The organism is Nonlabens sp., from assembly GCF_047636915.1.
Taxonomy (GTDB): domain Bacteria; phylum Bacteroidota; class Bacteroidia; order Flavobacteriales; family Flavobacteriaceae; genus Nonlabens.
In genome coordinates, this window is sequence record NZ_JBLIGN010000006.1 from 38,170 (window position 1) to 61,970 (window position 23,801).

Consider the following 23,801-nt stretch of genomic DNA (forward strand, 5'->3'; position numbering starts at 1 on the left):
TCAAGGTTGTTGATTAGAAATAAGGACTTGTAGATTCATTATTGCTATCTGTGTGAATGAGAACAGAATTTATTTTTGGATTCTTATAATTTTAGGTACTACCATAAGCATCCAACTTCGTGTCGAAGTGAATATTTTTTTCATATTTATTTCTAAATTGTACCGACCACCATGTTTTTTTAGGACCTGTATTATAGCCATCGTGACGTTATCGAGAGCTCAAACTTTTAAACAATCGGAAAGTTTCCATTCTCCCATTCTCCATTTTTCCAATTAGTGGGTTAGGTATTCCTAAGTGTTTTTAGTTCCTCGTTAATAGAAGCTTTTCACTCTCTCAAAAATGATCCAAAACCATTCTTACTACTAATATAATAAAGGGGCAGGCGTATCTTATTATCATTCCCTTATAATTTTATACGGTTAAAATCTTGGTTTTTTCTTAACTATTAAAGACCTTTTAAATGATTTTTTTTAGAGCTAGTTTACCAACCTAAAGGCTGCTTTTTAAAAAGGGAAGTATAAAAAAAGCTCCACCCTAAGGGGAAGCTTTTAAATAAAAAAGGAACTTAATTATAGGGTAACCGCTTCTTCCAATTGAATTTCACGCTGTCCCTTTAGTATATCTTGCATAGTTTCTCTTTCTCTAATTAAGTGCGATGCTCCTTTATACCAGAGTACTTCGGGAGGTCGGTAACGTGAATTATAATTACTAGCCATAGAAAAGCAATAGGCGCCAGCATTTGAAAAAGAAAGAATATCTCCTTCTGTAATTTCAGAAATCTGTCTGTTACTTGCAAAGGTATCTGTCTCACAAATATAGCCTACCACACTATAGAAACGCTTGCGACCTTCTGGATTTGAGATATTGTTAATTTCATGCTGAGAGCCATACAACATAGGCCTTATTAAATGATTAAACCCGGAATCAATTCCTGCAAAAACCGTGGATGTAGTTTGTTTTACCACATTTACTTGTGCTAGAAATTTTCCAGCCTCACTCACTAAGAATTTACCTGGTTCAAAAGCCATGGTAATATCACGACCGTACAGTTTACAAAACGTATCAAAACGCTCACATAGCTGTTCTCCTAGGTCTTCAATATCTGTGGAGACATCACCTTCCTTATAAGGAACTTTAAAGCCACTACCAAAATCAATAAACTCTAAATCTTTGAACTTGGCCGCTGTTTCAAAAAGAATTTCAGTAGCATAAAGGAATACACCTATATCGAGTATATCGCTACCTGTATGCATGTGAACGCCGTTGACAGTCATTGCTGTATTTTCTACAATACGCAGTATGTGTGGTATTTGATGAATCGATATTCCGAATTTACTATCGATATGACCCACAGAAATATTGGCATTTCCACCCGCCATGACATGTGGATTTATTCTGATACAAACTGGCGTGTGAGGATGCTTAGAACCGAACTGTTCCAAAATAGACAGGTTGTCAATATTTATTTGAACACCTTTTGCTGCTACGTTCTCTATTTCTTGTAAAGAAACACCATTAGGTGTGTAAATGATTTTTTTGGGATCCACACCAGCGGCAAGACCTAATTCAACTTCTTGCAGGCTCACGGTATCGAGTCCAGCACCTAATTGTTTAAAAAGTTTCAAGATAGAAATGTTAGAAAGTGCCTTTACTGCGTAGTGAATGCGCAAGTCTTTTGCTTTAGAAAAAGCATTAACTAGACGTTCATACTGGGCTACAATGACCTTTGCATCATAGACATAGACAGGACTACCGTGGTCATGAACTATGTTTAATAAATCTTGATTATTCATGTAAAAAATTAAGTCTACAAAAGTAATAGAGTATCAGAATTAAAAGTGAAAAATATCATAAAATTTAAAGGAGAATATCACGTCACAAGGCCTGTTTTGTTTTTAGTAATATAGGACTATTTGCAGACAGGTTTACAGAAAATAGTACTTCTAAGTTTTATTAAATTTAATGGATACCAGTTACCGTCATTCTTTTACATAAAATTGTTTCAAATTAAAGCTTCACTTTCTTATTTTTGCTATACTTAAATTTGAATACTAAAGAACATTTATGAATCTTCACGAATATCAAGGAAAAGAAATTCTCGCTAGTTATGGGGTTACCATACAAAGAGGTAAAGTTGCGACAACTTCAGAAGAGGCTGTAACCGCTGCAAAAGCACTTACAGATGAAACTGGAACTGGATGGCACATCATCAAAGCGCAGGTTCATGCTGGTGGACGTGGAAAAGGCGGTGGAGTTAAACTTGCTAAAAACCTTGATCAAGTAAAAGAAATTTCTGGACAGATTATAGGAATGGACCTTGTAACCCCACAAACTAGTGCTGAAGGAAAAAGAGTTCACCAGGTTCTTATCGCTGAAGATGTGTATGGGCCAGGAGAAGCTGAAGTAGAAGAATTTTACATGTCTGTTCTTCTTGATCGTGCACAGAGTAAAAATATGATCATGTATTCTACAGAAGGTGGAATGGATATAGAAACAGTTGCAGAGGAAACGCCACATTTGATTTTTACAGAAACTATTGATCCAGCTCATGGCCTTCAAGCTTTTCAAGCGAGACGTATCGCTTTTAACTTAGGATTGAGTGGTAAGGCATTCAAAGAAATGACCCAATTCGTTAATTGCTTGTACAACGCCTATGTAGGATCTGATTCTGCCTTATTTGAAATCAATCCAGTGATTAAGGCTTCTAATAATACCATCATTGCAGTAGATTGTAAAATTACTCTTGACGAGAATGCATTATTTCGTCACAAAGATCTTGAGGCTTTAAGAGATGTCAGAGAAGAAAATCCAACAGAAGTAGAAGCGAGAGCTGTAGGATTAAATTATGTGGATCTTGATGGTAACGTAGGTTGTATGGTAAATGGTGCAGGACTTGCAATGGCAACAATGGATCTTATCAAACAAGCTGGTGGAGAACCTGCTAACTTTTTAGATGTAGGTGGCACAGCCGATGCAAAACGTGTAGAAGAGGCTTTCCGTATTATTCTTAAAGATGACAAGGTGGAAGCTATTCTTGTTAATATTTTTGGAGGTATTGTAAGATGTGATCGCGTAGCTCAAGGAATTGTAGACGCGTATAAAAATATGGGTGATGCTATTAATGTACCTATTATTGTTAGATTACAAGGAACTAATGCAGGGATTGCCAAGGAATTAATCGATAACTCTGGACTAGATGTTCAAAGTGCCGTAGAATTCCAAGAAGCAGCAGATAAGGTGCAAGCTGTATTAAATAAGTTGACTGCATAGTGGTTGATTGATATAAGTTAACCCTTATTAAATTTCCATGGAATAAATAAAAACCACGCATATTGCGTGGTTTTTTTGCTTTATTTCACTATTAAAAAATATCGATATGACCTCAATCAAATGATGTTTGTTGATTAAATTGCAAAACAGATAAGATAAAAAACACATTCGTAATTGTCATAAATGATCGAGAATAATTTATTTACAACACCGTTTATAGGAAAGCTATTGAACTTCTTTAGCAGTAGCTACAAAAAGTAAGATAGCTTCTTTCTTAGATTGTTCTTCAAATTCCAATTAGTTCTGACAATACAATCTATAAAACTAACAGACTCGATTTTTATAATCTGAGGAAGTAGGTGGCTGTTTTATAACTGCTTATTCAATTATGGGGTTTTATAATCTGTAAATCAGGTCCTGTAGTTTTAAAATAAAACCGATGGTTGTTTTAATCCCTTCCTACATCTTTTAATAAACATTCTACTTCAGTTTTATACAAGGAATAAAAGTTAGCAAGCTTAAGCAAAAGTTTATTTTGTTATGAATCGAGAAATCTATTATTTTGGTGTAATGATTTCAATAACAACGGATTAAATATTATGTCTTGAAACATTAAGAATATAGATGCATTGATCACATTTTAAGCAGTATCCTTCTTGATGACAAGTTTGCAAATACTATTTACCGAATGGACCATCAACAAATACGATATCAATAGTTTCCATACCAGACAGTAAATTAGTTTGTATGATGGAATAAATCCTTTGTCTTGTGTTATTCAGTTTACGCTTCTTATTCCAATTAAGTATGGAGAAAGCAATCAAAAAACCAGTGAGCGATAATTATGTTACTACCATTCTATGTTATATTTTTTTAAGTTTTTCCTTAAAAGTATATGTTGACGAGTTTTTAAAGAATTTTATGAAGTTAATTTCCTAAGAAAGATGCAATCCTAGTGGTTGTTCAAATGGACCCAAAATATTTGAAATTAGAGATACAAATGGCAACATTATATGGTTCATCATTAAATTTAACACGTTATCGTGATAAGTTCCAAAAAGGATTAAAAATTGGTTTCACCTTTAAAATTGAGAGCTATTATTGATAATGGAAAGGCCAAAGCAGAAAAATAAATATGATGGTATCCTTCTTTATTCTTTACTTCTTACAGCATCTAAAATAAATTCTGACCGTGCTTTTGGAATTTTCATTTCTATCATAAATTCATTCTATTCATCAAAAAAGCGCATTTATATAGGTAGCTTTTTAGAAATTCTCACAAGCTAATTAGTATGTTCTTTGAAAACTTTTATACTATCAATTTTTTAAGGTACTTGAACTTTTGAGTGATCAGTCATTATTTATATAATTTTCGTGATATTTTGGTATCCTCGTTATCGCTAGTAACTCAAGGATACGTTTTTTATAGTTCACTTTTATATGATTTATTACCGCGTCATTTCGATAATGTTAAAAACATTCTGTGATACAAATTTATTAGAATAAGTCGTTGTTAACTTTTTAAAAGTTCAAAACTATGAATTACATCTAATTCTGGAACCGTTTGATCTGTTTTAAACCTGCCTATAGAACTGAGCAGCACAAACCTTATTTCACCATTAACATTCTTCTTATCATGGGTCATTAACCCCAGCATTTTTTTGATGTCTGAATCAGAAAAGGATAGTTTTCTATTTAAATTTCGGTACCATTTTTTAATTTCTTGAAAATCATTTTTACTGAGACCGGTATGTAAATGACTTAAATAAGATTCTAAATAAAGTCCAGCAGCAATCGCTTCACCATGCAATAAAGAGTCTTGATCAGTAGTAGATAAACAGAAAGATTCAATAGCATGACCTATGGTATGACCATAATTAAGTGCTTTGCGTGGTCCTTGTTCATAAGGATCAGTGTTGACCACTTTATTTTTGATAACGGCACTTTGATATATAAGATTTTCAAATTCTTCAGAAAGATAATGATCACCAATTTTAATCATTTGATTCCAGTAATTCCGATCTGCAATAAGACCATGTTTAAACATCTCTATGGAGCCATTTAAAAGCTGTCTTTTATCGAGTGTATACAGGTATGTAGTATCTATTAAAGTCATCTCTGGTGGCACAATAACACCTATTTGATTTTTCAAATGTCCTATGTCAACACCATTCTTTCCACCTATGGCTGCGTCTACCATTCCCAACACTGTGGTAGGAATGTGCACAAAAGAAATACCTCTTTTAATGGTAGACGCTATAAAACCACCTAAATCTGTAACCACGCCGCCACCTAAATTGATAATTAGACTCTTGCGGTCACAACCTAATTCTATTAATGCGCTCCACACACCAGTGCATGTTTCTATATTTTTAAACTCTTCACCGGCGTCTATTTCTATAATTTCTATGCGTGATGTGGTTACTATTTGAGGCATCAATACTGGATAACAATGTTCCATAGTGTTTTCGTCCACTAGAATGAATATACAGCTAGGTTCATGTGTTGCTATAAACGTATTAAGTTCTCGATATGCATTGGATTGAAAATGTATGCTGTAGGATGAATTTGTAATGGACTTCATTATAAGTAGTGTTGAGAGCAATAAATAAATTCCGCTTTCGCGAAAACATGATTACAAAAATAATCTATAAATGTTATGAATGATCAAAATTAGCGTCTATATGAGTAACTAAAAGCAATTCGTAATTATATTTGACTCATGAAAGAAAACCCATTTAATAATACTTCTAACGCTTTTTCTTTAAGGTCTGATAAGGATCTCAAAAAGGCGCATTTTATATTCAGCGCAATGTCAAAGCCTTGGCTTGTTGATGTAGGTTCAAAAGCAACAATGCTTGCTTTAAAATGGCGTTTACCTGTAAAAGGTCTTATTAACAGTACTATTTTTCAGCAATTTTGTGGTGGCACGACTGACGAAGAGTGCATGCCCTTAGTGGGGAAAATGTTTGAAAAAGGGGTGAGTTCAATTCTTGATTATTCTGTAGAGGGAAAAGAAAATGAAGCCGACTTTGATGCTGTAGTAGGGAAAAAGTTAACCCTTATTCATATGGCGAGCGAGAATAATGCACTTCCTTTTGAGGTGGTAAAACCAACGGCAATAGGGAGGTTTTATATTTGGCAAAAAATGAGTGAGCAAAAAACACTCACAGTTGTTGAACAACTAGAATGGGAACGTATTTACAATAGGATAGATCTTCTTTGTAAAACAGCTGTCGATAATGATATAGCCTTACTTTTTGATGGAGAAGAGTCCTGGATGCAAGATGCCGCAGATCAATTGGTAGGTGAAATGATGCAAAAGTATAATCATGGGAGGGCTTATATTTATAATACCGTACAATGTTACCGCCATGACAGGCTTGATTACATTATGGATCTTTATGAAGTTGCAAAAGTTAATGGTTTTTTAATAGGAGCAAAGATTGTAAGAGGTGCTTATATGGAAAAAGAGCGGGAACGCGCTAGAGCATATAATTATTCTAGTCCAATATGTAAAGATAAAGTTGCCACTGACGAAATGTACAACCATGTTATGCGTTATATTTTAGACAGATTAGATGTGATAAAACTTTGCTTGGGTACTCATAATGAGGCAAGTACTTTAGAAGCGATGAAATTTTTAAATGAGAAAGAGGTAGAGCCCAATACGAATGATGTTTGGTTTGGGCAGTTGTATGGTATGAGTGATAACCTAACATTCAACCTTGCAGCCCTAGGTTTTAACACGTTTAAGGTGCTTCCTTTTGGTCCTATAGAAGAAGTAATGCCTTATTTAATAAGAAGAGCACAGGAAAATACATCTGTGGCAGGTCAGACAGGAAGAGAACTTACCTTAATTGAACAAGAGATGAAAAGAAGAGGGATTTGAGATAGAATTTTACTGGCTTAGAACTTTCTCTACTCTGGTAAAGCGATCACAGTTCCTTACCCATAAAGAGGTTTTTGAAAGCTCTTTTCTTCCAGAAATATGATAAAAGTTACAAGGAATAGTATCGGTGTTTGATTTTGAGAAATCAACGGCACCATATTTAAGAATAAGTTGAATATCCAGTGTGTCGATTTCGCGTTTTTGCAGCATAGTGCGCACCTCTGGTGAAAATCTTACGTAATTCTTTTTACCAATATCACTAATCACCCGGTCTTCTGGCATCCACGTGCACTGCGTTCTCTTTCCTGTGAGAAAGAACACTAAAAAAACACTACCTATAGCAAAGCCACCGCCATAAAAACCTAATCGTTTTATAAATTTCATATTTTTTAGAAGATCAGCAAATTTACGTCGCTATAAGGCAAGTTATACCATTCCCCTACTGATTTATTAGTTACTATGCCGTGATAAAGATAAATCCCGCACTTTAGACCCTTATCCATGCGTATGGCATGTTCAATGCCGCCATCATTTGCTATATTTAATATGTAGGGTGTAAAAATATTACTTAAGGCTACACTGGCAGTTTTAGAATAACGGGAAGGAATATTAGGTACGCAATAATGTGTCACTCCGAGTTTGCTGTAAGTGGGATGATCGTGACTGGTGACTTCACTGGTTTCAAAACAACCACCCATATCAATACTAACATCTATAATAACAGATCCGTTTTTCATGTTTTCTACCATAGTTTGAGAAACTACGACTGGTGTCCTACTTTCTCCAGTCAGTGCACCAATGGCTACATCACAACGCCGCAACGCTTTAGAAAGGTATTTAGGTTGTATCGTTGACGTATATAATTGCTGACTAACATTGTTTTGTATGTTACGTAGTCTAGATATAGAATTGTCAAATATTTTAACACTAGCCCCTAAGCCTAAAGCAGTCCTTGCGGCAAACTCACCCACTACACCTGCCCCTAAAATAAGTACTTCTACCGGTGGAACTCCCGTTATATTACCAAACAGATGACCTGTGCTATTTTCTTCATTGGACAAAAGTTCTGCAGCGATTAAAATGGAAGCTACACCTGATATTTCACTTAATGCGTTTACTGCAGTAAAGTTTCCTTCATCATCAGTAATGAACTCGTATGCCAATGCTGTGATTTTTTTCTCAGCCAGGCTGTTAAAGTAATTTTGATCTCGAGTTTTTAATTGTAAAGCAGATATCAGTACAGTTTGTGATTTTATCATCTTTATTTCTTCAAGTGAAGGCGGCGCTACTTTAAGAACAGTTGGGCATGAAAAAACCTTTACAGTATCGGCACTTATTTCTGCACCAGCTTTGCTGTACTCTTGATCTGTAAAATTACTAGCCAGTCCAGCCCCTTTTTCGATAATAATACGATGACCATAAGCACAAACAGCCGCAACGGCATCAGGAGTAAGGCAAATACGCTTTTCTTGATGTTGTGTTTCTTTCGGAATTCCTATGAGCAATTCTTGCTTAGTAGGTTGTATCTCAAGACGCTCTTCTTGAGGAATTAATTGGTCTTTGGTAAATGGTGTAGTTATAGAAGACATGCAATTACATTATGCTTTGATGCTAAATTTAAATAATTATTTGAACCAGCGATCACTGGGTTTTTTAATAGTATCCTCGATTTCACTTATGTCAATGCCATGAATCTTGTCAAATATTTTTATTCTAGCAAGATAGGATAAAGATAAGGATATGATAACTACAGGTACAATAAAGTAGAGTTCACCAGAATCAATGTAAGCTGATGTAAAATCAAAAAGGTTATAAAGCTGAAAAGCATATAAACTAATAGGTATAATTATAGTATGATACCACCAGTGTTTGCACGTAAAAAACCAAATTAGTAAGAGGACCAAAGGAACAATTTTTTGGAAGAGAATCCAAGATGCCATCATGTGATTATCATTAAAAGATTTTGATAAGGAGTCAAATAAGGAGGTATCCCATAACCATTCTGGTATTGCTTCATAAAAGTAAAAGCCATAAGGTAAAATAGCCATTATTACGGCAATAATACTCCCTATGACTATGGTCCTTTTACCTTTCTTTTTAGTTCTTTTATTATTCATTTTGTAAAATATCAAAGCTCACTGCAAGTAAATGTAGTGAGCTTTTTATCTATAAACCAAATAAAATCATAACCAGTTAAAGGAGACTTGTATTTGGCAAGTAAATTTTTATCGACTTTATGAATTTAGGATTTTTAAGATTTCCTTTATTTGCTGCGGTTATTAGCTGTTTTAGAGTTTCATAAGCCTAAAATTATTGAGTATACCAATGTTTTAATTTGTTTGCTGTTCATAGATGCAAACTTTACAGCAAAATATGAATAATACCATTTCCTCAGTATAATTTAAACGAATGACTACCCGTATTTTGGTGGCTGAAATTTAGCGAGCAATTTTTTATCAATTTTAGTTGATTTAACTTCCTTCGTTTCTTCTGGTTGAAATTGTACAGCTGCTCCAGTGATAGAAACGCTAAAAAGAGCTACAAGGGCAAGTGCCTTTAGGGATTTATTATTCATAATAATTTATTTAAATTAGTTCAGAAAAGGAGTTGATAAAAAATGAATTTCAAGCGAACGATTACCCGTATTTTGGTGGCTGAAATTTAGCGAGCAATGCTTTATCAATTTTAGTTGATTTAACTTCTTCTGGTTGAAACTGTACAGCTGCTCCAGCGATAGAAACGCTAAAAAGAGCTACAAGGGCAAGTGCCTTTAGAGATTTATTATTCATAATAGTATATTTAAATTAGTTAAGATAAAGAATTGATAAAAAATAAACTTCAAGCGAATGACTACCCGTATTTTGGTGGCTGAAATTTAGCGAGCAATGCTTTATCAATTTTAGTTGATTTAACTTCCTTCGTTTCTTTTGGTTGAAACTGTACGGCTGCTCCAGCGATAGAAACGCTAAAAAGAGCTACAAGGGTAAGTGCCTTTAGAGATTTATTATTCATAATAATATATTTAAATTAGTTAAGAAAAAGAGTTGATAAGAAATAAACTTCAAACAAATGACTACCCGTATTTTGGTGGCTGAAATTTAGCGAGCAATGCTTTATCAATTTTAGTTGATTTAACTTCCTTCGTTTCTTGTGGTTGAAACTGTACGGCTGCTCCAGCGATAGAAACGCTAAAAAGAGCTACCAGGGCAAGTGCTTTAAGGGACTTATTATTCATAATTGCAGATATTAAATTGGTTAATGAATCTGCAATGTAGAGACCTTTATATCACTAAAAATATTTTACATTAAGTTTTCGACATACAACAAAAAAGTAAGACTAAAAAATTTAAAGGTCATTATTAATTTAACAAAAGTTACTTTTATCATTATTAATGTAAGATTAATTTTCTTGTTTGAATATCCACTATTTTAATTTCTACTAATTGATAATCAGTTAGAAAAGGGATTGATAGCTCTGGCCACTCAATAAGGCAATATGCGTCTTTATCTAGATAATCTTCAAAACCAATGTCATGTAAATTATCTTTAGTACCTACTCTATAAAGGTCAAAGTGAAAAACATCGTTTAAATTACCTTTATATTCGTTAACAATACTAAAAGTAGGCGAGGTGATTTCTCCTTTCACACCTAATTTCCAGCATATTGACTTTATTAAAGTTGTTTTACCAGAGCCCATTAATGCTTTAAATAACAACACTTTTGATTTAGTTTTATCTAATATTAACTGGGCTATATGATCTATCTCATTCAAGGTGTATATGATTTCCATTATCTGGGTTCAAATATTGCAAAAGGTATCAACATCTCTTCTAAAGAAACACCACCATGTTGATAGGTATTCCTATAGTAACTTACGTAGTGGTTGTAATTGTTAGGGTACGCAAAAAACAAATCTCCTTTCGCAAAAATAAAACTACTACTCATGTTTATTTTAGGTAATTTGATAGTGCTAGGATCTGATGCTGCAAGAACATCTTTATTTTCATAGGATAGGCTGCGACCTGTTTTGTATCTTAAATTAGAACTGGTGTTCCTGTCACCTATAACCTTACTGGGCATAGTAACATTTATAGTTCCATGATCTGTGGTAAGTATTAATTTGAAACCTAATTCTTGTCCTCTTTGTATGATATCAAATAAAGGAGAGTTTTTGAACCAGCTTAAAGTTAGCGATCGATAACTCTTATCATTACTAGCTAATTCTTTGATGACCTCCATTTCTGTTTTAGAATGAGAAAGCATGTCCACAAAATTATAAACAACCACTGTCAAATCATTATCCTTTTGAGATTTAAAATTATCAGCTAGTTTGCGCCCGTTATTTTCGTTTGTTATTTTATGATACTGATGCTTTATGTTTAGACCTAGTCTTTTTAGTTGAGCCGTTAAAAAAGCATTTTCATGCATGTTTTTTCCGCCATCATCAGTATCATCTAACCACAAATCAGGATGACGTTTTTTCATGTCTTCTGGCATCAATCCTGAAAAAATTGCATTTCTAGCATATTGTGTAGCTGTAGGTAAAATAGAACAATACGTTTCTTCCTCAACCTTCTTATAATGATTGTTAATTAGGTTTTCAAATACTCTAAATTGATCATACCTTAAGTTATCCACTACAATTAATAAAACGGGTTCTGCCTTATTAAGATGTGGAGCAATTCGCTTTTTAAAAAGGTCATGACTTAAGGTTGGATTATTCTCATGCCCGTCAAACCAATCTGGATAATTTATTTCTATAAATTTGCAGAATTGTTGATTGGCCTCGTATTTTTGAGCCACGAGTATATCAAACATCCCAGAGTCATCTACATCTTCTAGTTCTATTTCCCAATAAATGAGTTTCTGGTAAAGTTGCACCCATTCTTCAAACGTATTAATCATGGACATATCCATTGCTATCTTGCGGAATTCTCTTTGATAATCACTTGTCGTCTTTGCATTGACCAGTTTGGAATGATCCAAAGTTTTCTTTACAGCAAGGAGAATTTGATGAGGGTTTACTGGTTTTATTAGATAATCAGCGATTTTAGAACCTATAGCTTCTTCCATGATATACTCCTCTTCACTTTTGGTTATCATGATGACGGGAAGCTGTGCTTGTTTTTCTTTTATTTCATGTAAAGTCTCAAGACCAGTAAGTCCAGGCATGTTTTCATCTAGAAAAATAAGATCATACCTCGTTTCTTCTATTGCCTCTAGCGCTTCGCTGCCAGATATTCTCGTATCAATAGAATAACCTTTATTCTCTAGGAATATGATGTGAGGCTTTAATAAATCCACTTCATCATCTACCCATAGTATTTTAATCTTAGCCATATCAGTATATTTGTGTTAAAATAGCTGTTCCATTGAAACAACAGAACAAACATAAAATATTAAACGATCCTATCTACGGTTTTATTTCGATTCCTTCTGAAGAGATCTTTAAAATTGTAGAACATCCTTACTTTCAACGTTTGCGTAGAATTACTCAGATGGGTTTGAGTTATCTGGTTTATCCAGGAGCTCATCACACTAGGTTTCACCATGCGTTAGGATGCTTACACTTGATGCAAAAAGCAGTTCAAGTACTTCGTTCTAAGTCTGTTGAGATAACAGATTTAGAAGAAGATGCTTTGTATAAAGCTATATTATTGCACGATATAGGGCATGGTCCGTTTTCTCATGCTCTGGAGTATCAGATCATTAAGAAAGTGACTCATGAGCAATTATCACTTCATTTTATGAATCATTTAAACACTCAATTTAACGGTAGTTTAACGTTGGCTATTCAGATTTTTAGAGGGGAATACCACCGCCCTTTTATGTTAGAATTGATTTCTAGCCAGCTAGATATGGATCGACTCGATTATCTAAAAAGAGATAGTTTCTATACCGGCGTTGCAGAAGGAAATATAAACAGTCAGCGTTTAATCACTATGCTTAACGTGGTGGATGATCAATTAGTTGTTGAGGAAAAAGGACTGTATAGCGTAGAAAACTTTCTCTCCGGACGCAGATTAATGTATTGGCAAGTCTATTTGCATAAGACAGGAATAGGTGCAGAGCATCTCTTACAGTCTGTTATAAAACGCATTAAGGAACTTATTGAAAAAGATATTTTTGTTGAATTACCTAAAAATTTAGGTTACTTCATTAAAAATAAACAACCTGATTTTAGTTCTAAGGATTTAGAAAGATTTGCTTTATTAGATGATTCCGATATCATCATGACTTTAAAATGGGGAAGTGAACACAAGGATATCGTGTTAAGTGAATTATGTAAAATGATTTTGAATCGTCAGTTGTTAAAAATAAAGCTCTCAGATAAACCCATCCCTCAAGAAAAGGTGGATAAGCATTTGCAGCGCTTTATATCCAATCATAATTTGACCTCGAAGGAAGCCTCTTATTTTGTATTTTCAGGAGTGGTTCATAATACTGCTTACACAAAAATACAGCCAATTAAAATGCTGAATAAGAATGGAAAGTTAGTAGAACTTATTAAGGCTGGAAAAGAAGATAGCTTCAAAGCACTGCTTAATGAAGTCCGAAAATATTACTGTTGTTATCCAAAGCTCCAAGATTGATATTAATTAGTACTTTTGCTCCAATGAATTTTACGATCAAACAAATTGCCGAAATCCTAGAAGGAACAATTGAAGGAGACTCAAATGTTGAAGTTAGTAAATTGTCAAAAATTGAAGAAGGTGTGTCAGGAAGTTTAAGCTTTCTATCAAATACCAAATATTCGTCTTACCTGTATACCACGGAAGCAAGCGCTGTCATTGTTGATAATGATTTTGTAGTGGAGCAACCTATTCTTTGTTCTTTAATAAGAGTGGAAGATGCTTATCTTGCGTTTACAAAGTTGTTAGAATTTTATCAAATCGACAAAATGAAAAAACAAGGGATAGAACAGCCTAGTTTTATTCATGAAACAACTAGTTATGGAGATTCCTTTTTCCTTGCGGCTTTTAGCTATATCGGGGAGCATGTGAAAATAGGGCACAATGTAAAGATATTTTCTAATGTTAATATTGGAGATCATGTCAGTATTGGAGATGATTCTATCATACACTCTGGAGTTCATATCATGTCAGAAACAGTTATTGGTAATCATGTGGTGATCAATTCTGGTACGGTTATAGGGGCAGATGGTTTTGGATTTGCTCCCAATAAAGACGGGACGTACACCAAGATACCTCAAACAGGAAATGTTGTTATTGAGGATTACGTAAATATAGGAGCCTTAACGACAATAGACAAGGCCACTTTGGGAAGTACAATTATAAGATCAGGGGTCAAACTGGATAATCAAATTCAAGTGGCGCATAATGTTGAAATAGGTGAAAACACCGTTATAGCGGCTCAAACAGGTATAGCTGGATCAGCAAAAATCGGTAAAAATTGTAGAATAGGTGGACAGGTAGGGATTGCTGGACACATTGAGATAGAGGATAATGTAGGTATTCAAGCACAAAGCGGAGTAGGGAAAAAAATAAAGAGTGGCTCTATTGTTCAAGGGTCTCCTGCATTTGATTTTGCTGACTGGAATAGAAGCTATGTGTTATTTAAAAATTTTAAAAAAATCGAATCAAGAATTTCAGATCTTGAAAAAATAAATAAAGTATAAATGACGGTTACACAATTTAAGCAAACAACCATTAAAAATGAGGTAACCTTGTCTGGGGTAGGATTGCATACTGGTAAGCAAGTTACCTTAGTCTTTAAAGCAGCACCAGAAAATCATGGATATGCTTTTCAACGTGTTGATTTGGAAGGAAGTCCGATAATCGAAGCGTCTGCTAATTATGTTACAGATACTAAAAGAGGTACAACCTTAGATAAAAGGGGCGTTCAGATCAATACTTGTGAACATGTTCTCGCAGCCTTAGTAGGTTTAGAAATTGACAATTGTCTGATAGAAATAGATAGTAGTGAACCACCTATCATGGATGGCTCTTCAAAATTCTTTGTCGAAGCCCTAGAAAAAGCAGGTAAAGTGGAACAGGAGCAATTCAGAGAAGAATATGTTGTAAAAGAGATTATTTCCTATAAAGACGAGAACACTGGTAGTGAGATTATCATGATGCCCGCAGATTCTTATCAAATAACGACAATGGTAGATTTTGGGACTAAAGTTCTAGGAACTCAAAATGCTACGCTCGATGCAATAGGCGATTTTAAGGATGAAATTTCAAGCTCTAGAACGTTCAGTTTTCTCCATGAGATTGAAATGCTTTTAGAACATGGATTGATTAAAGGTGGAGATCTTAATAATGCTATCGTCTACGTAGACAAAGAGCTTTCTGAGAAAACTACAGAAAGTCTTAAGAAGGCCTTTAAAAAGGATAACATAACCATTAGACCAAACGGTATTCTAGATAATTTAGAGCTTCATCATCCTAACGAGGCCGCTCGGCACAAATTGTTAGATGTGATAGGTGATCTAGCACTTATAGGTTACAGAATTAGAGGTAAAGTGATCGCTACCAAGCCTGGTCATTTTGTAAATACTCAGTTTGCAAAGAAAATGCACAAGATCATTAAGAAAGACATTAAGGACAATGTGCCGCAAGTAGATATACGTCAGGTTCCACTTATGGATGTGATGCAAATCATGGAAGTTCTTCCTCATAGGCCACCATTTCTATTGATCGACAAGATTTTTGAGCTTTCAGAAACTCATGTTATTGGTTTAAAGAACGTTACTATGAATGAACCGTTCTTCTTAGGTCATTTTCCAGGGCAACCGGTTATGCCGGGGGTTCTAATCGTAGAGGCAATGGCACAAACGGGGGGCATATTAGTATTAAGTACCGTTCCAGATCCAGAAAATTACTTGACATTTTTTATGAAAATGGATAATGTTAAGTTCAAAAGAAAAGTATCTCCTGGAGATACGCTTATATTTAGATGTGATCTTATTTCTCCTATAAGAAGAGGTATTTGTCACATGCAAGCTTATGCTTATTCGAATGGTATTCTCTGTGCCGAAGCTGAGTTGATGGCACAAATCTCAAAAGTTAAATAATGAATCAACCACTAGCATACGTACATCCAGGAGCAAAAGTTGCAAAAAATGTAGTTATAGAACCTTTTACAACTATCCATAACGATGTGATCATAGAGGAAGGAACTTGGATAGGGTCAAACGTAACCATTATGGAAGGTGCACGCATAGGTAAAAATGTAAGTATTTTTCCTGGTGCAGTTATCAGTGCTATTCCACAAGATAAAAAATTTGAAGATGAAGATACCGTAACTATCATAGGAGATAATACGACTATAAGAGAATGCGTGACGATTAATCGAGGCACCTCTGATAGAATGAAAACGGTTATAGGTAAAAACTGCTGGATCATGGCTTATTGTCATATTGCGCACGATTGTATTGTAGGCGATAATTGTATATTTTCTAATAACAGTACATTAGCAGGTCATATTACGGTAGGAGATTATGTGGTATTGGCAGGAATGGCTGCGGTGCAGCAGTTTTGTCAAATAGGAAGCCATGCTTTTGTGTCTGGAGGATCCTTAGTCCGCAAGGATGTTCCCCCATTTGTAAAGGCAGGAAGAGAACCATTAAGTTATGTAGGTATCAATTCAGTAGGTTTGCGTAGAAGAGGATTTGGGTTAGAAAAGATCAGAGAGATCCAAGACATCTACCGCATTCTTTATCAAAAAAATTATAACGTTTCTCAAGGTGTTGAGATCATTGAAGCAGAAATGAGCGCAACTCCGGAACGCGATGAAATATTAGAATTTATTAAAAACACTAAGCGAGGTATCATGAGAGGATACGTCAGCAAACAATAAGATATGGCAAGTACGAGCGACATTAGAAAAGGATTATGTATTCATTATAATCACGATATTTTTAAGATCATTGAGTTTCTTCACGTAAAACCAGGTAAAGGACCCGCATTTGTGAGAACTAAATTAAAATCAATTACTTCAGGTAAGGTGATTGACAATACCTTTTCTGCAGGACATAAAATTGAAGAAGTACGAGTAGAAACACAATCTTTTCAATTCCTGTATCAAGATCAAGAAGGGTACCATTTTATGAATACTGATAATTATGAACAAATACGTCTGCAAGAATCGGTACTCGATGCGCCGGGATTATTGAAAGAAGGTGAGGTGGTAAAAATTCAGATCAATACAGAAGATGATTCTCCATTATCCGTAGACATGCCGCAATATGTAGTGCTTGAAGTAACAGCTACAGAGCCAGGAATGAAGGGAAATACAGCTACAAACTCATCAAAACCTGCAACGGTAGAAACGGGTGCTGAAGTTATGGTACCTCTTTTTATTAATGAAGGTGATATTATAAGAATTGATACCGAGAAAGGGAATTATCACGAAAGAATGAAGCAATAATTGAAGTTTTCTAAAACATATCTACTTTCTGAAATTGCTGCTATTATAAACTGTAATTATACAGGTGATGCTTCGTTTCCCGTTTTAGGAATGAATGAGATTCATGTGGTAACCCCAGGTGACATCGTATTTGTAGATCATCCTAAGTATTATGATAAGGCGTTGCAAAGTGCTGCTACCATTGTGCTAATTAATAAGCAGGTAGACTGTCCAGAAGGTAAAGCATTACTTATTTCAGACGATCCTTTTAGGGATTTTAATAAACTTACTCAATATTTTTTTCCTTTTTCCGCTTTCGCGAAAGCGGAAGTTACCAACCTAATAGGAGAAAATTCACATATTCATCCCAGTGCCGTAATCGGGAGAAACGTAGAAATAGGGAGTAACACGATCATTCATGCTAATGTGAGTATAGGCGATCGCAGTGTGATTGGAAATAACGTGATTATTCATTCAGGTACTGTTCTCGGTGGAGATGCATTTTATTACAAACGCAGGCCTGAAGGATACGATAAACTACTAAGTAATGGTCGCGTAGTCATCGAAGATCATGTGGAATTAGGCGCAAACTGCACCGTAGATAGAGGGGTAACTGGAGATACCACTATTGGTTATGGTTCTAAAATTGACAATCAGGTTCAGATAGGTCACGATACTGTTCTAGGCAAGCACGTGTTGATTGCAAGTCAGACTGGCATCGCTGGCTGCGTTGTAGTAGAGGATGAAGTTACTATCTGGGGGCAAGTAGGTATTACTAGCGGGATTACTATAGGAAAGAAGGCTGTTATTTCTGCAAAATCAGGAGTCAGTAAATCTTTGGAGGGAAATAATCATTATTTTGGTGTTCCAGCTGATAAGTTTAGAAGTAAATACAAGGAAATAGCATCTATAAAGAAAATTCCAGAAATATTAGACCTACTTAAAAAGTTAGAAAAAAGCAGTTGATATTTTAATTAAAAGATAGATTATTATTTTTGGTTAACGATTGATTCTTACCTAGTTTAGCGCCTTAATTAATTAGCTTATAAATGTCTGCTGCAGCAAAGAAAATAGTAAAAGGTTTTTTAGATTCTGATGTGTTTGTCAACTTAGAAGAGTTTGATAACTACATACATAAGGATCTTAGGATGCATTGGCATGCAAGTTCTGGTTACAGAGAATTTAATTACGATGATTATTACAGATTGTGCCAGTCTACTGCATCTTCTTATGAAAGTATGAGGTCGGAAGTAACTCATCTTATAGGTGATAAGAAAGAGGTGGTGGCAAGATTTACGGTTTACGTGAGAACAAATGAAAATCCAAGAGAAGAAATTCCGGTAGGAGATTTTATTTCGATTTTTAAATTAGAAAACAATCAAATTATCGAGGTGTACCAATCCAGCCACTTATCACAAGATTAATTAGCAATATTCCATATAAATTATAAACAATGAGCGTTTTAGTAAACAAAGATTCTAAAATAATAGTACAAGGTTTCACCGGTAGTGAAGGTACCTTCCATGCAGGTCAAATGATCGATTACGGTACCAACGTAGTAGGTGGTGTAACACCTGGTAAAGGCGGACAAGAACATCTAGGAAAACCAGTGTTTAATACGGTAAAGGAAGCGGTAGAAAAAGCGGGAGCTGATGTAACCATCATTTTTGTACCTCCTGCTTTTGCTGCAGATGCCATAAAAGAGGCTGCTGACGGAGGTATTAAAGTAATTATAACGATTACTGAAGGAATTCCAGTTGCCGATATGGTGAAGGTAGCAGATTATATAAAAGGTAAAGATTGTCGCTTAATAGGTCCTAACTGTCCAGGGGTGATTACTCCTGGCGAAGCAAAAGTAGGTATCATGCCAGGTTTTGTATTTAAAAAGGGAAAGGTAGGTATTGTTTCTAAATCAGGTACGCTTACCTATGAAGCCTCTGACCAAGTAGTTAAACAAGGTTACGGTATCTCCACAGCAATAGGTATAGGTGGTGATCCAATAATTGGCACCACTACCAAAGAAGCTGTTGAGCTTTTCATGAACGATCCAGAAACAGAAGCTATCGTTATGATAGGTGAAATAGGCGGTCAATTAGAGGCTGATGCTGCAAAGTGGATCAAAGCTACTGGTAATAAAAAACCTGTTATAGGTTTTATCGCTGGTGAAACGGCTCCTGCAGGTCGTACAATGGGTCATGCAGGCGCAATTGTAGGTGGAGCCGAAGATACAGCTCAAGCTAAAAAAGCAATTTTGAAAGAATGTGGAATCCATGTAGTAGATTCTCCAGCCGAAATTGGTAAAAAAGTTGCCGAAGTTTTAGGATAAATTTTCTTAGGCCAGAATAGAACTCGTTAAGGAATGATTTGTATTCTGGCTATTTTATAAAAATGAACTACTTATGAAATTATTAGAAGGTAAAAATGTAATTATTACTGGCGGCAGTAGAGGAATAGGAAAAGGTATAGCCCAAGTTTTTGCAAAAAACGGAGCAAATATTGCCTTTACATATGCCAGTTCTGAAGGTCCAGCTTTAGAATTAGAAAAAGAGCTTGCGGCTTTAGGCGTAAAAGCAAAAGCATACAAAAGCAATGCAGCCGACTTTAAAGAATCACAAACACTAATCGATGCTGTTACCAAGGATTTTGACAGTATAGACGTATTGATTAATAATGCTGGTATCACGAAGGATAATTTGTTGATGAGAATTAGTGAGGAGGATTTTGATAACGTAATTCGAGTTAACTTAAAGTCTGTTTTTAACATGACCAAGGCTGTTCAACGTACCATGCTTAAACAGCGCTATGGAAGTATCATTAACATGAGCAGTATCGTAGGTGTTAAAGGAAATGCTGGACAGACTAATTATGCTGCTAGTAAAGCTGGAATTATTGGATTTAGTAAATCTGTTGCGTTGGAATTGGGTTCTCGCAACATAAGATGTAACTCTATTGCTCCTGGATTTATTGAAACAGAAATGACCAGTTCACTCAAGGAAGCAACAGTTCAAAGTTGGAGGGATGCGATTCCATTAAAACGCGGAGGTACAACTGAAGATGTTGCTAATGCCTGTGTTTTTCTGGCTAGCGACTTATCCACTTATATTACAGGACAGACACTACATGTTGATGGTGGAATGCTAACTTAGTAAAATATAAATTTGATGACGGTATTTTTGATGATTATTGCTGCAGTTGTAGCTGCGTTAATAGCTCTTTTTCAATACAGTTATATAGGTGCATCAATAAACACCAAAAAGAAACCGTGGTTTGCGTTGTTGCGTTTTCTTACGGTTTTTTGTATTTTATCCTTATTCATTGCCCCTAGATTTAATTCAAAAACCTATGAGTCGGTACTGCCACAACTAGTAATAATGGTCGATGATTCAAAGTCTATTGACTACTTAGAAGCATCCAGTTCTGTACAAAAAGATTTAAAATATTTGCTAGAAAACGATGAGCTGATTTCTAAATTTGAGATACAAACCTTTCAGTTTTCTGATCGCGTTGAACTCTTAGATTCCTTACATTTTAACAAAACAGAAACGGACCTAGGAAAAGCTATTCTAGAGCCTCAAGAGCTTTTTAAAAATAGAAATAAAGCAGTGGTCCTTCTTACGGATGGAAATCAAACTGCGGGTAATAGTTATGCCTATTCTGAGCGCGATGATAAAACAAGCTTGTACGCACTCATTTACGGGGACACTACTCAATATCCGGATTTGCAGATTACCAACATAAACGTGAATCGTTATTCCTATCTCAACAATGAATTTCCAGTTGAGGTGTTCATATCACATCAAGGAACCGAAAATACAACACGTAGCTTTAAAGTTACTCAAGGAAAAAACACCTTATATCAACAGACATTCTCATTCGATGCAAATAAAAGCTCGGCTGTAGCGAGTTTTAATCTAACCAGTACGTCTGTGGGAACACAGGCTATGACAGCTACTATAGAACCACTATCAGAAGAAAAAAATACAAAAAATAATCACAGCAGTTTTGCTGTAGAAGTAATAGACCAGCAAACTAATATATTGATTCTTAGCGATCAGCTGCATCCAGACATAGGAACACTTAAGAAAGCTATTGAATCCAATCAACAGCGTAAGGTTACTTTTAAAAACACTTCTGATTTTTATGATCTCAATGATTACAATCTGGTGATTATGTTTGGAGTAAGTGCTGCGTTTGAGAAAGCGTACACGCAAAAAGAGCAACTTAATAAAAATACTTGGATCATTACAGGTCCAGATCCTGATCTGGTTTATCTCAACGCAAAACATTCATCATTCCAGATAGAAACAGACGAAGAATACGATGAAGTGCAACCGATTCTCAATGATTCTTACGCGACTTTTAATTTAGAAAAATTAGATTTTGACGATTATCCGCCAGTCTCTGTACCTTTCGGTGCTGTAATATTTAACACCAATGCAAACGTACTTTTTTATAAGCAAATAGGAACTATTGCGACGAGGCAGCCGCTGTGGTTTACATACGAAACTGGCGATTCTAAACATGCGGTAACTCTTGTTAATGGCCTATGGAGATGGCGAGCACAAAGCTTCCTAAGTAATAAAGATTTTAAAAACTTTGATGATTTAATAGGCAGCCAGATTCAATATCTTGCCAGCAATAAAAAGCGAAATAGGCTAGAAGTAACCTATGAAACTTTTTATTATCAAAATAAATCTATTGTGATTAATGCACAGTATCTCGATAAAAATTACGAGTTTGAAGATAATGGAATCTTAAATATGACCTTAAGTAATAAAAAGAACAAGGAAGTTATTACAAGACCATTTGTACTAAGTGGTAATTCCTATAAAGTGGATTTAAGTGGTTTAATCAATGGAGATTACACTTTTATAGTTCAAGTGGAAAATGATCAGTTATCTCGTTCCGGATTATTTAGTATATTGGAATACGATATAGAAAAACAACAAGCAAGTGCTAGTGATGCTGGTATGAAAAAGGCACTAGGAAACTCAAATGTCATGTATCAAGGACAGGTGGATCAATTAATTGCCAGATTAAATAGTGACCCATTGTTGCAAACAGTAGAAAGAGCAAATGTTAAACAATCCAGTTTAATAGACTGGAAGTACTTGTTAGGCGTTATCTTGCTACTCTTAGGAATAGAATGGTTTCTAAGAAAATATAACGGATTAGTTTAAAAAAAGAATATTATGGAAAAATTACCCAAAGCAGCAGTATTTACCCTTATTGGAATTGCAATACTTGTTGTTGTTATTTTTAAAAGCTCGGTTGTGATTGAGTCTGGTCAGGCTGGAGTATTATTTAAAACACTCGATAATGGTGTGGACAGAGAGAACACGTATGGTGAAGGATTTCACATCATTGCACCTTGGAATGACATGATTGTTTATCCCGTAAGACAGCTTTCAGTAGCTGACAAGATGCGAGTTCTTTCAGTTAATGGTCTTGAAGTACAAGTAGATGCAACGGTATGGTACCAGCCTCAGTATGATAAGTTACCGTATTTACACCAAGAAAAAGGACGTAATTATGAGTCTGCTATTCTTGCTCCGGCTATTAGTGCTGCCGCTAGAAGTGTGGTAGGACGTTATACCCCAGAGCAACTTTATTCCAGTAAAAGAGATGTAATTCAAAGTGAAATCCTCGAAGAGGTTCAAATAGAGCTAGCAGCTCAGTACATACAGGTTAACCGTGTATTGGTGGAAGACGTGACATTACCAGTTAAAATTAAAGAGGCTATCGAGCGTAAATTACGTCAGGAGCAAGAAGCCTTAGAATATGAATTCCGTCTTGCAAAAGCGACTAAAGAGGCTGAGAGACAAAAAATTGATGCAGAAGGTAAGGCAGTTGCCAACACTATTTTAAGCGCATCACTTACGGAGAAGATCCTTAAAGAAAAAGGTATAGAAGCAACATTGAAATTAGCAGAATCTCCTAACTCCAAAGTTATCGTCATCGGCGGTGGAGGTGAAGGTGGTGGAATGCCTATAATTTTAGGGAACCAGTAAGTTGAGTTGATTTTATTAGATTTAAAAATCCCATTTCACCATTTGTGAAATGGGATTTTTTATGTTTTATAGAGTCAGTTCGGTTGTAGCTACTCATCATGCGCAATATTTTGTAAGAGTTTAAAACTAGGAAGCTACCAAGGAGGCTTGGCTTAATCAAAGCTTAGTTCAAAGCGGGATCTTTAACAGGTGGTAACTATGTCCCTTAACGGACAGATTGCTATTTTAATATTGTTAGAAAGGCTGATCTTG

The 23,801-nt window shown here is 35.2% G+C and carries 24 protein-coding genes; 13 read left to right on the forward strand and 11 right to left on the reverse strand.

Annotated elements, in window-relative coordinates:
* Positions 1–570: 570 nt before the first annotated feature.
* Positions 571–1,794, reverse strand: a complete 1,224-nt coding sequence (lysA, locus tag ACJAT0_RS02050) for a diaminopimelate decarboxylase (protein ID WP_415180306.1) — start codon at positions 1,792–1,794, stop codon at positions 571–573.
* Positions 1,795–2,065: 271 nt separating this feature from the next.
* Between lysA and sucC the strand changes: the two genes are divergently transcribed.
* The gene (gene sucC / locus ACJAT0_RS02055) at positions 2,066–3,271 is read left to right on the forward strand and encodes an ADP-forming succinate--CoA ligase subunit beta (RefSeq protein ID WP_374002472.1); all 1,206 of its coding nucleotides are present in this window, start codon (positions 2,066–2,068) and stop codon (positions 3,269–3,271) included.
* A gap of 1,513 nt (positions 3,272–4,784) precedes the next feature.
* On the opposite strand, the gene aroB is transcribed toward sucC, so the two are convergent.
* Positions 4,785–5,855 (reverse strand): 3-dehydroquinate synthase, encoded by a 1,071-nt coding sequence (gene aroB / locus ACJAT0_RS02060; protein ID WP_415180307.1) that lies wholly within the window; start codon positions 5,853–5,855, stop codon positions 4,785–4,787.
* Between the two features lie 138 nt (positions 5,856–5,993).
* Here aroB and ACJAT0_RS02065 point away from each other — a divergent pair, with 138 nt between their 5' ends.
* A complete protein-coding gene (locus tag ACJAT0_RS02065; protein WP_415180308.1) occupies positions 5,994–7,163 on the forward strand; it encodes a proline dehydrogenase family protein in 1,170 nt (389 codons plus the stop codon).
* A 9-nt stretch (positions 7,164–7,172) separates the two neighbouring features.
* Here ACJAT0_RS02065 and ACJAT0_RS02070 read toward each other — a convergent pair whose 3' ends face one another.
* The 9 genes from ACJAT0_RS02070 to ACJAT0_RS02110 all read right to left on the reverse strand — a co-directional run bounded on the left by ACJAT0_RS02070 (position 7,173) and on the right by ACJAT0_RS02110 (position 12,504).
* Positions 7,173–7,547, reverse strand: coding sequence for a DUF4258 domain-containing protein (locus ACJAT0_RS02070; protein ID WP_374002469.1), 375 nt, complete (start codon positions 7,545–7,547; stop codon positions 7,173–7,175).
* Between the two features lie 5 nt (positions 7,548–7,552).
* On the reverse strand, positions 7,553–8,752 hold the full coding sequence (locus ACJAT0_RS02075) for an alanine dehydrogenase (RefSeq protein WP_415180309.1): 1,200 nt from the start codon (positions 8,750–8,752) through the stop codon (positions 7,553–7,555).
* A gap of 36 nt (positions 8,753–8,788) precedes the next feature.
* A complete protein-coding gene (locus ACJAT0_RS02080; RefSeq protein WP_374002467.1) occupies positions 8,789–9,280 on the reverse strand; it encodes a hypothetical protein in 492 nt (163 codons plus the stop codon).
* Between the two features lie 296 nt (positions 9,281–9,576).
* Positions 9,577–9,738: a hypothetical protein gene (locus ACJAT0_RS02085; RefSeq protein WP_415180310.1), complete on the reverse strand. Its 162-nt coding sequence runs from the start codon at positions 9,736–9,738 to the stop codon at positions 9,577–9,579.
* Positions 9,739–9,799: 61 nt separating this feature from the next.
* Entirely contained in the window at positions 9,800–9,952 is a 153-nt protein-coding gene (locus tag ACJAT0_RS02090) for a hypothetical protein (RefSeq protein ID WP_415180311.1), read from the reverse strand.
* Positions 9,953–10,013: 61 nt separating this feature from the next.
* On the reverse strand, positions 10,014–10,175 hold the full coding sequence (locus tag ACJAT0_RS02095) for a hypothetical protein (RefSeq protein ID WP_415180312.1): 162 nt from the start codon (positions 10,173–10,175) through the stop codon (positions 10,014–10,016).
* Between the two features lie 61 nt (positions 10,176–10,236).
* Positions 10,237–10,398 carry a hypothetical protein gene (locus ACJAT0_RS02100; protein ID WP_415180313.1) on the reverse strand — a complete coding sequence of 54 codons (162 nt, stop codon included), beginning with the start codon at positions 10,396–10,398 and terminating at the stop codon, positions 10,237–10,239.
* A 154-nt stretch (positions 10,399–10,552) separates the two neighbouring features.
* Complete coding sequence (tsaE, locus tag ACJAT0_RS02105) at positions 10,553–10,954, reverse strand: tRNA (adenosine(37)-N6)-threonylcarbamoyltransferase complex ATPase subunit type 1 TsaE (RefSeq protein ID WP_415180314.1); 402 nt, start codon at positions 10,952–10,954, stop codon at positions 10,553–10,555.
* On the reverse strand, positions 10,954–12,504 hold the full coding sequence (locus ACJAT0_RS02110) for a PglZ domain-containing protein (protein WP_415180315.1): 1,551 nt from the start codon (positions 12,502–12,504) through the stop codon (positions 10,954–10,956). The genes tsaE and ACJAT0_RS02110 overlap by 1 nt, the downstream gene beginning before the upstream one ends.
* A 32-nt stretch (positions 12,505–12,536) precedes the next feature.
* Between ACJAT0_RS02110 and ACJAT0_RS02115 the strand changes: the two genes are divergently transcribed.
* The 11 genes from ACJAT0_RS02115 (at position 12,537) to ACJAT0_RS02165 (ending at position 23,549) form a co-directional block, all read left to right on the forward strand.
* Entirely contained in the window at positions 12,537–13,757 is a 1,221-nt protein-coding gene (locus tag ACJAT0_RS02115) for an HD domain-containing protein (protein WP_415180316.1), read from the forward strand.
* A gap of 23 nt (positions 13,758–13,780) precedes the next feature.
* Positions 13,781–14,803: a UDP-3-O-(3-hydroxymyristoyl)glucosamine N-acyltransferase gene (gene lpxD / locus ACJAT0_RS02120; RefSeq protein WP_415180317.1), complete on the forward strand. Its 1,023-nt coding sequence runs from the start codon at positions 13,781–13,783 to the stop codon at positions 14,801–14,803.
* Entirely contained in the window at positions 14,804–16,204 is a 1,401-nt protein-coding gene (locus ACJAT0_RS02125) for a bifunctional UDP-3-O-[3-hydroxymyristoyl] N-acetylglucosamine deacetylase/3-hydroxyacyl-ACP dehydratase (RefSeq protein WP_415180318.1), read from the forward strand.
* Positions 16,204–16,989, forward strand: a complete 786-nt coding sequence (gene lpxA, locus ACJAT0_RS02130) for an acyl-ACP--UDP-N-acetylglucosamine O-acyltransferase (protein ID WP_374002163.1) — start codon at positions 16,204–16,206, stop codon at positions 16,987–16,989. The genes ACJAT0_RS02125 and lpxA overlap by 1 nt, the downstream gene beginning before the upstream one ends.
* A gap of 3 nt (positions 16,990–16,992) precedes the next feature.
* Positions 16,993–17,559 carry an elongation factor P gene (gene efp / locus ACJAT0_RS02135; protein ID WP_374002162.1) on the forward strand — a complete coding sequence of 189 codons (567 nt, stop codon included), beginning with the start codon at positions 16,993–16,995 and terminating at the stop codon, positions 17,557–17,559.
* On the forward strand, positions 17,560–18,504 hold the full coding sequence (locus tag ACJAT0_RS02140; RefSeq protein ID WP_415180319.1) for a UDP-3-O-(3-hydroxymyristoyl)glucosamine N-acyltransferase: 945 nt from the start codon (positions 17,560–17,562) through the stop codon (positions 18,502–18,504).
* Between the two features lie 83 nt (positions 18,505–18,587).
* The gene (locus ACJAT0_RS02145; RefSeq protein WP_374002160.1) at positions 18,588–18,962 is read left to right on the forward strand and encodes a nuclear transport factor 2 family protein; all 375 of its coding nucleotides are present in this window, start codon (positions 18,588–18,590) and stop codon (positions 18,960–18,962) included.
* Between the two features lie 29 nt (positions 18,963–18,991).
* Entirely contained in the window at positions 18,992–19,864 is an 873-nt protein-coding gene (gene sucD / locus ACJAT0_RS02150) for a succinate--CoA ligase subunit alpha (protein ID WP_415180320.1), read from the forward strand.
* A gap of 73 nt (positions 19,865–19,937) precedes the next feature.
* Entirely contained in the window at positions 19,938–20,684 is a 747-nt protein-coding gene (gene fabG / locus ACJAT0_RS02155) for a 3-oxoacyl-[acyl-carrier-protein] reductase (RefSeq protein ID WP_415180321.1), read from the forward strand.
* A 15-nt stretch (positions 20,685–20,699) separates the two neighbouring features.
* Positions 20,700–22,718: a vWA domain-containing protein gene (locus ACJAT0_RS02160; RefSeq protein ID WP_415180322.1), complete on the forward strand. Its 2,019-nt coding sequence runs from the start codon at positions 20,700–20,702 to the stop codon at positions 22,716–22,718.
* 12 nt (positions 22,719–22,730) lie between these two features.
* A complete protein-coding gene (locus ACJAT0_RS02165; RefSeq protein WP_374002156.1) occupies positions 22,731–23,549 on the forward strand; it encodes a prohibitin family protein in 819 nt (272 codons plus the stop codon).
* The last annotated feature ends 252 nt before the right edge of the window (positions 23,550–23,801 follow it).

What these genes read in the sequence shown, in the direction of transcription:
- efp (WP_374002162.1), top strand. Translation starts at nt 16,993, where the DNA reads ATGGCAAGTACGAGCGACATTAGAAAAGGATTATGTATTCATTATAAT.
- ACJAT0_RS02085 (WP_415180310.1), bottom strand. Translation starts at nt 9,738, where the DNA reads ATGAATAATAAATCCCTAAAGGCACTTGCCCTTGTAGCTCTTTTTAGC.
- ACJAT0_RS02110 (WP_415180315.1), bottom strand. Translation starts at nt 12,504, where the DNA reads ATGGCTAAGATTAAAATACTATGGGTAGATGATGAAGTGGATTTATTA.
- tsaE (WP_415180314.1), bottom strand. Translation starts at nt 10,954, where the DNA reads ATGGAAATCATATACACCTTGAATGAGATAGATCATATAGCCCAGTTA.
- sucD (WP_415180320.1), top strand. Translation starts at nt 18,992, where the DNA reads ATGAGCGTTTTAGTAAACAAAGATTCTAAAATAATAGTACAAGGTTTC.
- sucC (WP_374002472.1), top strand. Translation starts at nt 2,066, where the DNA reads ATGAATCTTCACGAATATCAAGGAAAAGAAATTCTCGCTAGTTATGGG.
- lpxA (WP_374002163.1), top strand. Translation starts at nt 16,204, where the DNA reads ATGAATCAACCACTAGCATACGTACATCCAGGAGCAAAAGTTGCAAAA.
- ACJAT0_RS02100 (WP_415180313.1), bottom strand. Translation starts at nt 10,398, where the DNA reads ATGAATAATAAGTCCCTTAAAGCACTTGCCCTGGTAGCTCTTTTTAGC.
- ACJAT0_RS02095 (WP_415180312.1), bottom strand. Translation starts at nt 10,175, where the DNA reads ATGAATAATAAATCTCTAAAGGCACTTACCCTTGTAGCTCTTTTTAGC.
- ACJAT0_RS02145 (WP_374002160.1), top strand. Translation starts at nt 18,588, where the DNA reads ATGTCTGCTGCAGCAAAGAAAATAGTAAAAGGTTTTTTAGATTCTGAT.
- ACJAT0_RS02160 (WP_415180322.1), top strand. Translation starts at nt 20,700, where the DNA reads ATGACGGTATTTTTGATGATTATTGCTGCAGTTGTAGCTGCGTTAATA.
- fabG (WP_415180321.1), top strand. Translation starts at nt 19,938, where the DNA reads ATGAAATTATTAGAAGGTAAAAATGTAATTATTACTGGCGGCAGTAGA.
- lpxD (WP_415180317.1), top strand. Translation starts at nt 13,781, where the DNA reads ATGAATTTTACGATCAAACAAATTGCCGAAATCCTAGAAGGAACAATT.
- aroB (WP_415180307.1), bottom strand. Translation starts at nt 5,855, where the DNA reads ATGAAGTCCATTACAAATTCATCCTACAGCATACATTTTCAATCCAAT.
- ACJAT0_RS02080 (WP_374002467.1), bottom strand. Translation starts at nt 9,280, where the DNA reads ATGAATAATAAAAGAACTAAAAAGAAAGGTAAAAGGACCATAGTCATA.
- ACJAT0_RS02165 (WP_374002156.1), top strand. Translation starts at nt 22,731, where the DNA reads ATGGAAAAATTACCCAAAGCAGCAGTATTTACCCTTATTGGAATTGCA.
- ACJAT0_RS02065 (WP_415180308.1), top strand. Translation starts at nt 5,994, where the DNA reads ATGAAAGAAAACCCATTTAATAATACTTCTAACGCTTTTTCTTTAAGG.
- ACJAT0_RS02075 (WP_415180309.1), bottom strand. Translation starts at nt 8,752, where the DNA reads ATGTCTTCTATAACTACACCATTTACCAAAGACCAATTAATTCCTCAA.
- lysA (WP_415180306.1), bottom strand. Translation starts at nt 1,794, where the DNA reads ATGAATAATCAAGATTTATTAAACATAGTTCATGACCACGGTAGTCCT.
- ACJAT0_RS02090 (WP_415180311.1), bottom strand. Translation starts at nt 9,952, where the DNA reads ATGAATAATAAATCTCTAAAGGCACTTGCCCTTGTAGCTCTTTTTAGC.
- ACJAT0_RS02070 (WP_374002469.1), bottom strand. Translation starts at nt 7,547, where the DNA reads ATGAAATTTATAAAACGATTAGGTTTTTATGGCGGTGGCTTTGCTATA.
- ACJAT0_RS02125 (WP_415180318.1), top strand. Translation starts at nt 14,804, where the DNA reads ATGACGGTTACACAATTTAAGCAAACAACCATTAAAAATGAGGTAACC.